7 protein-coding genes are annotated in these 14,069 nt (G+C 62.8%); 5 read left to right on the top strand and 2 right to left on the bottom strand.

The features are described 5' to 3' along the window. Positions 1–28 precede the first annotated feature (28 nt). Entirely contained in the window at positions 29–5,851 is a 5,823-nt protein-coding gene (locus tag G3N95_RS39665; protein ID WP_346778444.1) for a YadA-like family protein, read from the top strand. 133 nt (positions 5,852–5,984) lie between these two features. On the opposite strand, the gene G3N95_RS39660 is transcribed toward G3N95_RS39665, so the two are convergent. Next, a complete protein-coding gene (locus G3N95_RS39660) occupies positions 5,985–6,824 on the bottom strand; it encodes a MurR/RpiR family transcriptional regulator (RefSeq protein ID WP_205975522.1) in 840 nt (279 codons plus the stop codon). Between the two features lie 296 nt (positions 6,825–7,120). On the opposite strand from G3N95_RS39660, the gene edd reads away from it, so the two are divergent. From edd to G3N95_RS39640, 4 genes are all read left to right on the top strand, one after another. Continuing rightward, positions 7,121–9,031, top strand: a complete 1,911-nt coding sequence (edd, locus tag G3N95_RS39655; RefSeq protein WP_205975521.1) for a phosphogluconate dehydratase — start codon at positions 7,121–7,123, stop codon at positions 9,029–9,031. 16 nt (positions 9,032–9,047) lie between these two features. Next, positions 9,048–9,689, top strand: a complete 642-nt coding sequence (gene eda, locus G3N95_RS39650) for a bifunctional 4-hydroxy-2-oxoglutarate aldolase/2-dehydro-3-deoxy-phosphogluconate aldolase (protein WP_205975520.1) — start codon at positions 9,048–9,050, stop codon at positions 9,687–9,689. 258 nt (positions 9,690–9,947) lie between these two features. Then, positions 9,948–11,309, top strand: a complete 1,362-nt coding sequence (locus tag G3N95_RS39645; RefSeq protein ID WP_205975519.1) for a GntP family permease — start codon at positions 9,948–9,950, stop codon at positions 11,307–11,309. 10 nt (positions 11,310–11,319) lie between these two features. Next, positions 11,320–11,814 carry a gluconokinase gene (locus G3N95_RS39640; RefSeq protein WP_205975518.1) on the top strand — a complete coding sequence of 165 codons (495 nt, stop codon included), beginning with the start codon at positions 11,320–11,322 and terminating at the stop codon, positions 11,812–11,814. 806 nt (positions 11,815–12,620) lie between these two features. Here G3N95_RS39640 and purB read toward each other — a convergent pair. Beyond that, a complete protein-coding gene (gene purB, locus G3N95_RS39635) occupies positions 12,621–14,009 on the bottom strand; it encodes an adenylosuccinate lyase (protein WP_205975517.1) in 1,389 nt (462 codons plus the stop codon). Between the last annotated feature and the right edge of the window lie 60 nt (positions 14,010–14,069).

Here is a 14,069-nt window from a genome sequence, read left to right as displayed (position 1 = left end):
GAACTCGGTGGCGCTGGGCTCGAACTCGGTGGCGAACTCGGCGACGCTGGGTACGGCGGGCTTCACGCCGGTGGGTGGCACGGCGATCGCAGCGGCGACGGCAGCGGGCGGTGAAGTGTCGGTGGGCAGTGCGGGCGCAGAGCGTCGCATCACGAACGTGGCGGCGGGTCTGAACCCGACCGATGCGGTGAACGTAAGCCAGCTGATGTCGGAAGACGCGAAGGTGAACAACGTTTCGAGCAATGTTTCGAACGTGTCGAACAACCTGAGCAACCTGGGCAACAACGTCACCAACATCAACAACCAGGTGACGAACATCGTCAACGGTGGCGGCATCAAGTACTTCCACGCGAACTCGACGCTGGCGGATTCGTCGGCGACGGGTGCGAACAGCGTGGCGGCGGGTCCGGCGTCGGTGGCGAGCGCATCGAATGCGGTCGCGATGGGTAATGGCGCGTCGGCGACGACGGCGAACTCGGTGGCGCTGGGTTCGAACTCGGTGGCGAACTCGGCGACGCTGGGTACGGCAGGCTTCACGCCGGTGGGTGGCACGGCAATCGCAGCGGCGACGGCAGCAGGCGGTGAAGTGTCGGTGGGCGCAGCGGGCGCAGAGCGTCGCATCACGAATGTCGCGGCAGGCCTGAACCCGACCGATGCGGTGAACGTGAGCCAGTTGACGTCGGAAGACGCGAAGGTGAACAACGTTTCGAACAATGTTTCGAACGTGTCGAACAATCTGAGCAACCTGGGCAACAACGTCACCAACATCAACAACCAGGTGACGAACATCGTCAACGGTGGCGGGATCAAGTACTTCCACGCTAACTCGACGCTGGCGGACTCGGTGGCAACGGGTACGGACGCAGTGGCGATCGGCGGCAACGCAAGCGCGACGACGGCGAACTCGGTGGCGCTGGGCTCGAACTCGATGGCGAACTCGACCACTTTGGGTACGGCAGGCTTCCAGCCGGTCGGTGGCACGGCAATCGCAGCGGCGACGGCTGCGGGCGGCGAAGTGTCGGTGGGTGCAGCGGGCGCTGAACGTCGCATCACGAATGTCGCGGCAGGCCTGAACCCGACCGATGCGGTGAACGTGAGCCAGTTGATGTCGGAAGACGCGAAGGTGAACAACGTTTCGAACAATGTTTCGAACGTTGCGAACAACCTGAGCAACCTGGGCAACAACGTCACCAACATCAACAACCAGGTGACGAACATCGTCAACGGTGGCGGCATCAAGTACTTCCACGCGAACTCGACGCTGGCGGACTCGGTGGCGACGGGCACGGACGCAGTGGCGATTGGCGGCAACGCAAGCGCGACGACAGCGAACTCGGTGGCGCTGGGCTCGAACTCGGTGGCGAACTCGGCGACGCTGGGTACGGCAGGCTTCAACCCGGGCGGCGCGGCGATTTCGGCAGCGACGGCTGCGGGCGGCGAAGTGTCGGTGGGTGCAGCAGGCGCCGAGCGTCGCATCACGAACGTCGCGGCAGGCTATTCGGCAACGGACGCGGTGAACGTGAGCCAGCTGATGTCGGAAGACGCGAAGGTCAACAACGTTGGCACGAGCATCTCGAACGTGATCGGCGGCGGCACGACGTATGACGCGTCGACGGGCACGATCACGGGTCCGACGTTCAATATTGGTGGTTCGACGGTGACGACCATCGCTGGTGCGATCACGAACCTGGACGGCCGCGTGACGCAGAACACGACGGACATCAGCAACATCACGAACCAGATCAACAACGGTACGATCGGTCTGGTGCAGCAGGACCCGACGACACGCAACATCACGGTGGCGAAGGACACGGACGGCACGCTCGTGGACTTCACGGGTACGGCTGGCGTTCGCAAGCTCACCGGTGTGGCGAACGGCGACGTGAACGCGACGAGCGTGGATGCAGTGAACGGCTCGCAGCTGTACAACGTGGCGCAATCGACGGCGAATTCGCTGGGCGGTGGCTCGACGGTGAACAGCGATGGCACGATCAGCAACCCGACGTACGTGATCAACGGCGGCAACACGACGGCAACGAATGTAGGTGACGCGATCACCAACATCGACGGTCGCGTGACGAACATCGACAACACGGTGACGAACATCGTCAACGGTGGCGGGATCAAGTACTTCCACGCTAACTCGACGCTGGCGGATTCGGTGGCAACGGGTACGGACGCAGTGGCGATCGGCGGCAACGCGAGCGCGACGGCGGCGAACTCGGTGGCGCTGGGTGCAAACACGACGACCACGGCTGACCTGACGGCAGCGGCGTACAACCCGGGCAGCAGCACGCTGTCGGGCACGACGCCGGTGGGTGAAGTGTCGGTGGGTTCGGCAGGCAACGAGCGTCGTCTGACGAACGTGGCGGCCGGTTCGGCGGCAACGGATGCGGTGAACGTAAGCCAGCTGATGTCGGAAGACGCGAAGGTCAACAACGTTGGCACGAGCATCTCGAACGTAATTGGCGGCGGCACGACGTATGACGCGTCGACGGGCACGATCACGGGTCCGACGTTCAATATTGGTGGTTCGACGGTGACGACCATCGCTGGTGCGATCACGAACCTGGACGGCCGCGTGACGCAGAACACGACGGACATCAGCAACATCACGAACCAGATCAACAACGGTACGATCGGTCTGGTGCAGCAGGACCCGACGACACGCAACATCACGGTGGCGAAGGACACGGACGGCACGCTCGTGGACTTCACGGGTACGGCTGGCGTTCGCAAGCTCACCGGTGTGGCGAACGGCGACGTGAACGCAACGAGCGTGGATGCAGTGAACGGCTCGCAGCTGTACAACGTGGCGCAATCGACGGCGAATTCGCTGGGCGGCGCCTCGACAGTGAACAGCGATGGCACGGTCAGCAACCCGACGTACGTGATCAACGGCGGCAACACGACGGCAACGAATGTGGGTGACGCAATCACCAACATCGACGGCCGCGTGACGCAGAACACGACGGACATCAGCAACGTCACGAACCAGATCAACAACGGCACGATCGGTCTGGTGCAGCAGGACCCGACGACACGCAACATCACGGTGGCGAAGGACACGGACGGTACGCTCGTGGACTTCACGGGTACGGCTGGCGTTCGCAAGCTGACGGGCGTGGCGAACGGCGACGTGAACGCAACGAGCGTCGATGCAGTGAACGGCTCGCAACTGTACAACGTGGCGCAGTCGACGGCGAATTCGCTGGGCGGCGGCTCGACGGTGAACAGCGATGGCACGGTCAGCAACCCGACGTACGTGATCAACGGCGGCAACACGACGGCAACGAATGTGGGTGACGCGATCACCAACATCGACGGTCGCGTGACGAACATCGACAACACGGTGACGAACATCGTCAACGGTGGCGGGATCAAGTACTTCCACGCAAACTCGACGCTGGCGGATTCGGTGGCAACGGGTACGGACGCAGTGGCGATCGGCGGCAACGCGAGCGCGACGACGGCGAACTCGGTGGCGCTGGGCTCGAACTCGGTGGCGAACTCGACGACGCTGGGTACGGCAGGCTTCAACCCGGGCGGCGCGGCGATTTCGGCAGCGACGGCGGCGGGCGGTGAAGTGTCGGTGGGTGCAGCAGGCACCGAGCGTCGCATCACGAACGTTGCGGCAGGCTATTCGGCAACGGACGCGGTGAACGTGAGCCAGCTGATGTCGGAAGACGCGAAGGTCAACAACGTTGGCACGAGCATCTCGAACGTGATCGGCGGCGGCACGACGTATGACGCGTCGACGGGCACGATCACGGGTCCGACGTTCAATATTGGTGGTTCGACGGTGACGACCATCGCTGGTGCGATCACGAACCTGGACGGCCGCGTGACGCAGAACACGACGGACATCAGCAACATCACGAACCAGATCAACAACGGTACGATCGGTCTGGTGCAGCAGGACCCGACGACACGCAACATCACGGTGGCGAAGGACACGGACGGCACGCTCGTGGACTTCACGGGTACGGCTGGCGTTCGCAAGCTCACCGGTGTGGCGAACGGCGACGTGAACGCAACGAGCGTGGACGCGGTGAACGGCTCGCAGCTGTACAACGTGGCGCAATCGACGGCGAATTCGCTGGGCGGTGGCTCGACGGTGAACAGCGATGGCACGGTCAGCAACCCGACGTACGTGATCAACGGTGGCAACACGACGGCAACCAATGTGGGTGACGCGATCACCAACATCGACGGTCGCGTGACGCAGAACACGACCGACATCAGCAACGTCACGAACCAGATCAACAACGGCACGATCGGTCTGGTGCAGCAGGATCCGACGACACGCAACATCACGGTGGCGAAGGACACGGACGGCACACTCGTGGACTTCACGGGTACGGCTGGCGTGCGCAAGCTCACGGGCGTGGCGAACGGCGACGTGAACGCGACGAGCGTGGATGCAGTGAACGGCTCGCAGCTGTACAACGTGTCGCAGTCGACGGCGAATGCAATCGGCGGTGGCTCGACGGTCAACAGCGATGGCACGATCAGCAACCCGACGTACGTGATCAACGGCGGCAACACGACGGCAACCAATGTGGGTGACGCAATCACCAACATCGACGGCCGTGTGACGCAGAACACGTCGGATATCGCCAACCTGAACACGGACGTGACGAACATCAACAGCGTGTTGAACAACATCAACAACGGTGCTGGTATCACGTACTTCCACGCGAATTCGTCACTGGTCGATTCGCAGGCGCTGGGTGCGGAATCGATTGCAATCGGTGGCGCGGCCGTCGCACAGGGTGCGAACTCGATCGCGATCGGCAGCAATGCCAGCGCGTCGGCGGCGAACTCTGTCGCGTTGGGTCAGGGCTCGGTGGCAGATCGTGCGAATAGCGTGTCGGTCGGTTCGGCAGGCAACGAGCGTCAGATCACGAACGTCGCAGCCGGTACGGCCGATACGGACGCGGTCAACGTCAGCCAGCTGAAGGCGGCGGGCATCATCAACGGTGACGGCACGACGAAGACGGCCGTGACGTACGACACGAATCCGGACGGCACGACGAACTTCAGCAGCATCACGGTCGGCGGCGGCAACGCACCGGACGGCACCACGATCCACAACGTGGCAGCCGGCACGGACGGCACCGACGCGGTGAACGTCAACCAGCTGAACGACGCAATCTCCAACGTCACGAACATCGCGAACAACGCAGTCGATCCGATGTTCACGGCAAACGGCGATCGCAACACCGAGCAGGCGAGCGCAAGCGGCTCGCATGCCACGGCGATGGGCCCGACGGCCAACGCGAGCGGCAACCAGTCGATCGCAGGCGGCTACAACGCGCAGGCAAGCGGCGACAGCTCGATCGCGATGGGCGCGAACTCGAAGGCGACGGCAGACCACGCTGTCGCACTCGGCGACGGCTCGGTGGCGGATCGTGCGAACACGGTGTCGGTGGGCTCGGCGGGTAACGAACGCCAGATCACCAACGTCGCGGCCGGCACGCAGACGACGGACGCCGTCAACGTCGGTCAGTTGAACGCTGCTGTGGCGAATGCCGTGGGCGATCTGCCGACAGGTACGACTGTGAAGCAGTACACCGACCAGCAGATCAACATGGTTCAGCAGGGTGTGAACAGCGTCGCACGTAACGCCTACTCGGGTGTCGCGGCAGCGACGGCGCTGACGATGATCCCGGACGTCGATCAGGGCAAGACGATCGCGGTGGGTATCGGCAGCGGTTCGTACCACGGCTATCAGGCCGCGGCGCTGGGTGCATCGGCACGCATCACCGAGAACATCAAGATCAAGCTCGGCGCAGGCATCAGCGCGCAGGGCACGACGGTGGGTGCGGGTGCGTCGTATCAGTGGTAAGCAACGCGGAGTGAGTGCGAGGGCGGTGCGGTGTTCGCCGCCTGAGCACAGTCTCCATTGGCAGTAGGCTTCAAAACGAAACGGGCTCCTTCGGGAGCCCGTTTTGCGCTTACGTGTCCGTGCTGCGTGAGGCTCAGGTCGCTACCCTGCGTTGCGCAATCAGATCCTTCGCGCCCGCCAGCTTTTCCATCAATTCCGGCCCGCGTTGCAACGCCACACCGACAGCCAGGATATCGCCGATCGCCAGATGCGAGGTGCGCGACGTCATCGGCGAAAAGATGTCCGTGTCTTCGTCGACGTTCGCGAACAGTCCAATCGACGCGAGCCGCGCCAGCGGCGAATTGCCGTGCGTAATCGCGATGACTTTCGCGCCGGTGGCGAGCGCGGACTTTGCCGCATCGATGATGTCGCGCGTGCGGCCCGTGTTCGAAATCGCCACGACGACATCGCCTTCGCCGAGCAACGCCGCCGACATCAGAAACGTGTGCGGATCCGAATACGCGACGCTCGGCATGCCGAGCCGGAAGAACTTGTGCTGCATATCGAGCGCGGCAATGCCCGAGCCACCCGCACCATAGAACTCGATGCGTTTTGCGTGCGCCAGCAGCTGGATCGCGGCCGCGACGCTATCGGAAGACAGATTGTTGCGCACCTGGATCAGCGCGCCGATGGTCCGGTCGAGTACCTTCGCCGCGACGCCCGGCGCGGGCTCGTCGGGCCGGACGTCGCGATAAACAGCGGGCACCTCCGTTGCTATGCCTTGCGCAAGGCGAATCTTGAACTCGCGGAAGCCGGAAAAGCCGAGCGCGTGACAGAAGCGCGCGATGGTCGGCTGGCTGACGCCCGCGCGTGCGGCGACCTCGGTCATCGACAGGTCGAGCACTTCGCGCGGCGCCTCGATCACGTAGTCGGCGAGCTTGCGTTCGGAAGGGCGCATCTGGTCGCGCATCGCTTCCACCTGGGACAGCATCATCGGGAATCTCGCACTATGCTGAAGAATGCGTGGACTATAGCTGATAGACGAATCAAGTACAAAAACTACATCCGTGCCGTAGGTGATTACCCTGATGGAGTATGTGTAGTCGCTGAAATCGCCAATACACAATGGTTTCGCGTGAATTCAGCTGATCCGCCGATTCAGCAACTGCCACATTGTGCGCGTGTAGTTTTTCTACTAATATCCCGGTTACCGGCTTTCCATGCCGTTCCCTGCGATACCAATCTGGCGCAACGCGCACCTCAGCGCGAGCCAGCGACGAAGGAGCATCGATGGTTTCCCCGCATTCGCAACTGATGAAAGTCACGCAGCGCGTGATCGAACGCAGCAAGCCGACGCGCGAAGCGTATCTGGCGCGCATCGACCAGGCGCAGGGCAAGTTCCCGGCGCGCGGCGCGCTCTCCTGCGCGAACCTCGCGCATGGTTTCGCCGGTCTCGAGGGCAACGACAAGCTCGTCATCAAGCAGATCCGCCAGCCGAACATCGGCATCGTCTCGTCGTACAACGAGATGCTGTCGGCGCACGCGCCGTACAAGGATTTCCCGGACATCATCAAGGCCGCCGCGCGTGAAAACGGCGGCGTCGCGCAGTTCGCGGGCGGCGTGCCGGCGATGTGCGACGGCGTTACGCAGGGCAACGCGGGCATGGAACTGTCGCTATTCTCGCGCGAAGTGATCGCGATGAGCACGGCTGTCGCGCTCACGCACAACATGTTCGACGCGGCGCTGTGCCTCGGCGTGTGCGACAAGATCGTGCCGGGCCTGCTGATCGGCGCGCTGCAATTCGGCCATCTGCCGACCATTTTCGTGCCCGCCGGACCGATGACGAGCGGCATCTCGAACGACGCGAAGGCGAAGGTGCGCCAGGAGTTCGCGACGGGCCAGTGCGGCCGCGACGCGCTGCTCGAATCCGAAGCGGCTGCGTACCACGGCCACGGCACCTGCACGTTCTACGGCACGGCCAACAGCAACCAGATGCTGATGGAAATCATGGGCCTGCATCTGCCGGGCTCGGCCTTCGTGCATCCGCATACGCCGCTGCGCGACGCGCTGACCGCGCAGGCCGCGCGCCGCGTGCTCGATCTGACGGTGGAGCGCGGCAACTACATGCCGATCGGCCATGTGATCGACGAGAAGGCGATCGTCAACGGCATCGTCGGCCTGCTGGCGACGGGCGGCTCGACCAATCACACGCTGCACCTCGTGGCGATCGCACGTGCGGCGGGCATCATCATCGACTGGGACGACTTCGACACGCTGTCGGCGTCCGTGCCGCTGCTCGCGAAGGTCTATCCGAACGGCAAGGCCGACGTGAACCATTTCCACGCGGCGGGCGGCATGGCGTTCCTGACGCGCAATCTGCTCGAAGGCGGCTTGCTGCACGACGACGTGAATACGGTCGCGGGCAAGGGCCTGTCGCATTACACCGAAGAGCCGAAGTTGCTCGACGGCAAGCTGACTTGGGTGCCGGGCGTCGTCGAAAGCCAGGACGCCGCCGTTCTGCGCCGCATCGACGAGCCGTTCCAGCCGGACGGCGGTCTGCGTCTGATGCAAGGCAAGCTGGGGCGCGGCGTCATCAAGATTTCGGCGGTCGCGAAACAGCATCGCACGGTGAAGGCGCCTGCCATCGTGTTCGATTCGCAGGAAGCCGTGCAGGAAGCATTCGACAACGGCGAACTGAAACGCGACTTCATCGCCGTCGTGCGCTTCCAGGGCGCGCGGGCAAACGGCATGCCCGAGCTGCATCGTTTGACGCCGCTGCTCGGCGTGTTGCAGGATCAAGGTTTCCATGTCGCGCTCGTCACGGATGGCCGTATGTCCGGTGCATCGGGCAAGGTGCCCGCCGTGATTCACGTATCGCCGGAAGCGCTGCTGCAGGGTCCGCTCGGCAAGGTGCGCACGGGCGACATGCTGGTGATCGATGCGGAAGCCGGTCTGCTCGACGTCGAGATCGACGCCGCCGAATGGGCCGCGCGTCCGATTGCCGTGTCGCAGCATCAGGCGGAAAACGAAGTGGGCTTCGGCCGCGAGCTGTTCGGCGTGTTCCGTGCGGCGGCTGCGCCCGCGGAGCTGGGCGCGTCGGTGTTCGGGCCGCTGGTCGGCGAAGCGGCGAGTGCCGGGCAGCATGCAGCTCAACCGGCCGGCGCCGACGCGAGCGAAGCCCGTCACGCAATGCACAAATAAGCTAAGGAGTTTGAAGATGACGTCGAAAACAGTCAGCGAAATCGTGCGCCTCGGACCGGTGATTCCCGTCCTCGCATTCGATACCGTCGAACAGGGCGAACACGTGTCGCGCGCACTGCACGCAGGCGGCGTGAAAGTGCTGGAAATCACGCTGCGCACGCCCGCCGGCATCGAAGCGATCAAGCGCGCGAGCCAGCTTGCCGAAGATATCGTCGTCGGCGTCGGCACGATCACGAAGCCCGAGCATTGTGAGCAGGCGAAGAAGGCGGGCGCGCAGTTCGGCGTGTCACCCGGTCTGACGAAAGACATGCACAAGGCTGCGCAGGACGCCGGCCTGCCGCTGCTGCCCGGCGTGATGACGCCGAGCGACATCATCGTTGCGCTTGAACTCGGCTATGAAATCGTCAAGTTCTTCCCGGCGCAACAGGCGGGCGGCATTCCGATGCTGCAGGCGTTTCATGGCCCGTTCCCGTCGCTGAAATTCTGTCCGACGGGTGGCATCACGGCGGAAAGCGCGCCGAGCTTCCTCGCGCTGCCGAACGTCGTGTGCGTCGGCGGTTCGTGGCTCACGCCGAAGGCGGCGCTCGCCGCGCAGAACTGGGACGAAGTCACGCGCCTCGCGCGCGCCGCCAGCGAACTGGCTGCACCGGCGCATTGATGCACTGCGTCGCGTTTTGACGCAGCGCGCAACGGGCTTCGCAAACCTCGCCGTTTTTAGCCTCGAAACAGGCTTTAACGGCGGGGTTTTTTATTTTTAGCGCGGGTTTATTCCCCGCGCGGTATGCGTCAACAAACAGTAAAATTCAGCGTCCGCGAGCGCATCCATTTCTGAGGGCGCTTTCAGCATCCGGAAGCGGGCGAGGTGCCGCAGCACTTTGCAATTCGAACCAACAAACCAAAGCAAAGGAGGAGCTTCATGGAAGCTGTCCACGGCAGCATGCTGCTGATCTACGCCGTGATTGCCATTGCGGTGCTGATCCTGATGATCACGCGCTTCAAGGTCTATCCGTTCCTTGTCCTCATCATCGTCTCGTTGCTGCTGGGTCTTGCCGTCGGCATGCCGGCGGGGACGATCGTGAAGTCGTTCGAAACAGGTAACGGCAACACGCTGGGTCACATCGCAATCGTCGTCGGTCTCGGCACGATGCTCGGCAAGATGATGGCCGAATCGGGCGGCGCAGAGCGCATCGCCACCACGTTGATCAACTGGTTCGGTGAGAAGAACATTCACTGGGCGATGATGTTCGTTGCGATCATCGTCGGCTTGCCGGTGTTCTTCGAAGTCGGCTTCGTGCTGCTGATTCCGATCGCGTTCAACGTCGCGAAGCGCACGGGCAAGTCGCTGCTGCTGATCGGTCTGCCGATGGTCGCGGGTCTGTCCGTCGTGCACGGCCTGATTCCGCCGCACCCGGCCGCGTTGCTCGCCGTGCAGGCGTATCACGCGGATATCGGCCGCACGATCGCGTATGGTCTGATCGTCGGCGTGCCGACGGCGATCGTTGCTGGTCCGCTGTTCGCGCTGCTGATCCATCGCTACATCAAGCTGTCGGCGAACAATCCGCTTGCCGCGCAGTTCATCGATACCGAGCATAAAGAGGGCACGCGCGAGCTGCCGGGTTTCGGCATCACGCTGTTCACGATTCTGCTGCCCGTGATCCTGATGCTGGTCGGCAGCTGGGCCGATCTCGTGTTTGCGCCGAAGACGATGGCGAATGATCTGCTGCGCTTCATCGGTACCTCCGACGTCGCGCTGCTGATCGCGGTGCTCGTCAGCTTCTGGACGTTCGGTGCGAAACGCGGCTTCAACCGCGAGCAGATCCAGAAGTTTTGCGGCGACTGTCTGGCGCCGATCGCGGGTATTACGCTGATCGTCGGTGCGGGCGGCGGCTTTGGCCGCGTGCTGATGGACAGCGGCATCTCGAAGGAAATCGTCGCGACGGCGACGGCGGCGCATCTGTCGCCGTTGCTGTTCGGCTGGTTCGTGGCGGCGCTGATCCGTCTCGCGACGGGTTCGGCGACGGTCGCGATGACGACGGCTTGCGGCATCGTCGCGCCTGTTGCGGCGGCGAGCGGCGTGCAGGTGAAGCCGGAATTGCTGGTGCTGGCGACGGGTTCGGGCTCGCTGATTTTCTCGCACGTCAACGACGGCGGTTTCTGGCTGATCAAGGAGTATTTCGGAATGACGGTGGGGCAGACGTTCAAGACGTGGTCGCTCTGCGAAACCATCATTTCGCTGATGGGTTTGGGTTTGACCTTCGCGTTGGCGGCGGTCCTGTAAGGAGTTTCAAATGATCTTGATCGCGATGGGCGTGTCGGGCGCCGGCAAGACCCGCATAGGGGAATTGCTGGCGGAGCGGCTCAAGTGCAGCTTCACCGATGGCGACGCGTTTCACAGTGCCGCCAACAAGGAGAAGATGCACAACGGCATTCCGTTGACGGACGAAGACCGCTGGCCGTGGCTCAGGACGATTCGTGCGGCGATCGAAGAAAAGCAGCGGGCGGGCGAGACGGCTGTTTTTACGTGCTCGTCGTTGAAGCGCTCGTATCGCGATATCTTGCGCGCTGGGGATCGCGATGTGTGTTTTGTTTATCTCAAGGGCACGCGGGAGGTGTTGCAGGAGCGCCTGCAGACGCGGACCGGGCATTTCTTCGATCCGTCGTTGTTGCAAAGTCAGCTCGATACGCTGGAAGAGCCGGGTGAGGATGAAGCGATTACGGTGAGTATCGAGCTGACGCCGGAGCAAATCGTAGATGAAGCGCTTGCTAAGGTTGAAGCGCGCTAACTTTGGGGTTTGTTTGGGGTGCTGTTGTTGTTGTTGCTGGCGTCCGCGTTGTGTTTCCGCGCTGGCGTCCGCGTTGTGGCTCTGGTTCGCTAGTGTTGCCCCTGTGCGGGGCGGCACTTACTTTCTTTGCCGCCGCAAAGAAAGTAAGCAAAGAAAGCGGGCTAACACCGCCAGTGCTAGTGATTGCCTGCGGGCCCCCAACAGTTCTTACGCTTCATGGGGCAACGCGCTTGTTTGCGCGCGTTGCCAGCGTGCTAACTGCACGCATCACCCGCTTCACACTCCCGCGTCATTGATCGCGTTACCAGAAGTCGACCGCCGCCCAGGTGGCAAACTGTGTGTAGGCTGTCTCGACGGAAGTGCACCACTCCGGACTGAAAAGCGGGATCGGTGTCGTAGGAGCGCAAACGTGTCCGGTGCGATTGCCTACACACAGTTTGCCACCTGGGCGGCGCAGACGATTCGCTGCCGCTGGCTGCACTGCGGGTGACTGGAGTGGGTGATGCGCCTGTTCAAGGCGCTGGCAACGGGCGCAAAACGATGTGTTGCCGTGTGGAGTGCGGGACCGGTTGGGGGCCCGCAGGCAACAAGAAGGATTGGCGGTGTTAGCGGCTTTCTTTTGCCTACTTTTCTTTGCCGCTGCAAAGAAAAGTAGGTGCCGCCCCGCACAGGGGCAACGCATGAACTACCAACACCAAAACGCGGATGCCAGCGAAAGCGAAAGCGAAAGCCAACACCAAAACGCGGACGCCAGCGAAAGCGACAGCCAACACCAACATCCAGCGTCGCAGACAATACAAAAGCGATTATTTAATCCGCTTAGCCAACTCGGCAGCCTTGCCGACATAGGAACCAGGCGTCATCGCAAGAAGCCGCTCTTTAGCGTCAGCAGGAATAGCAAGCCCGTTGACGAAAGTCTGCAGCGCCTCCCGCGTGATGCCCTTGCCGCGCGTGAGTTCCTTGAGTTGCTCGTAGGGATTCTCGATCCCATACCGCCGCATGACGGTTTGCACCGGCTCAGCCAGAACTTCCCACGTCGCATCGAGATCGTCGTTGAGACGTTGAGGATTGACCTCAAGCTTGTCGAGCCCACGATTGAGCGCGTCATATGCCAGCAGCGAATACCCAAACGCAACACCAATATTCCGCAGCACCGTCGAATCGGTTAGATCGCGCTGCCAGCGCGAAACCGGCAGCTTGTCGGCCAGATGCCGCAGCGTCGCATTCGCGAGCCCCAGATTGCCTTCCGAATTTTCGAAGTCGATCGGGTTGACCTTGTGCGGCATCGTCGACGAACCGATTTCGCCCGCCTTCGTTCTCTGCTTGAAGTAACCAAGCGAGATATAACCCCACACGTCGCGGTCGAGGTCGAGCAGGATCGTGTTCGCGCGCGAGATCGCGTCGAACAGTTCGGCCATGTAGTCGTGCGGCTCGATCTGGATCGTGTACGGATTGAACGTCAACTTCAGACGCTGCTCGACGACTTCCTTCGAGAAGGCTTCCCAGTCGAACTCCGGATACGCCGACAGATGCGCATTGAAGTTGCCGACGGCACCGTTCATCTTGCCGAGCAGTTCGACCTTCGCGATGCGATCGATCGCACGCGAAAGACGCGCGGCGACGTTCGCGATTTCCTTGCCCAGTGTGGTCGGGCTGGCGGGCTGGCCGTGCGTGCGCGACAGCATCGGCTGATCGGCCTGCGCGTGCGCAATCGCGACGAGGCGCTGATGCACGGCGCGCAGCGCGGGCAGGATCACATGCTCGCGCGCGCCGGCGAGCATCAGACCGTGCGACGTGTTGTTGATGTCCTCGGACGTGCACGCGAAGTGAATGAATTCGCTCGCGCGCTCCAGTTCCGGCTGACCCTTCACCGATTCCTTCAGCCAGTATTCGACGGCCTTCACGTCGTGGTTCGTCACGCGCTCGATGTCCTTGATGCGCGCGGCGTCATGAGCGGTGAAGCGCTCGGCGAGCTGCAGCAGGAATTGCTCCGACGCTTCCGAGAAGCGCGGCACTTCGGCGAAGCCGGCGTGCGACAGCGCGATCAGCCAGTGGATTTCAACCGTCACGCGATGGCGCATGAACGCGGCTTCCGAGAGCCAGTCGCGCAAAGCTTCGGTTTTCGATGCGTAACGGCCGTCGAGCGGGGAGAGGGCGGTCAGCGCGAAGAGGGTGTCGGGGCGGGTGTCGGACATGATGGGAGGCGGGCAGGAACGGTGAAAATACGGTTGCCGGATATCAGCGGGGAGAACCGC

The sequence above is a fragment of the Paraburkholderia sp. Tr-20389 genome, assembly GCF_017104565.1.
In the GTDB taxonomy this organism is placed as follows: Bacteria; Pseudomonadota; Gammaproteobacteria; order Burkholderiales; family Burkholderiaceae; genus Paraburkholderia.
This window is presented reverse-complemented; position numbering and strand designations above follow the sequence as displayed.

Excerpts from the sequence above, each read along its gene's own strand:
- G3N95_RS39660 (WP_205975522.1), bottom strand. The coding sequence starts at position 6,824 with ATGATGCTGTCCCAGGTGGAAGCGATGCGCGACCAGATGCGCCCTTCC.
- edd (WP_205975521.1), top strand. The coding sequence starts at position 7,121 with ATGGTTTCCCCGCATTCGCAACTGATGAAAGTCACGCAGCGCGTGATC.
- eda (WP_205975520.1), top strand. The coding sequence starts at position 9,048 with ATGACGTCGAAAACAGTCAGCGAAATCGTGCGCCTCGGACCGGTGATT.
- G3N95_RS39645 (WP_205975519.1), top strand. The coding sequence starts at position 9,948 with ATGGAAGCTGTCCACGGCAGCATGCTGCTGATCTACGCCGTGATTGCC.
- G3N95_RS39640 (WP_205975518.1), top strand. The coding sequence starts at position 11,320 with ATGATCTTGATCGCGATGGGCGTGTCGGGCGCCGGCAAGACCCGCATA.
- purB (WP_205975517.1), bottom strand. The coding sequence starts at position 14,009 with ATGTCCGACACCCGCCCCGACACCCTCTTCGCGCTGACCGCCCTCTCC.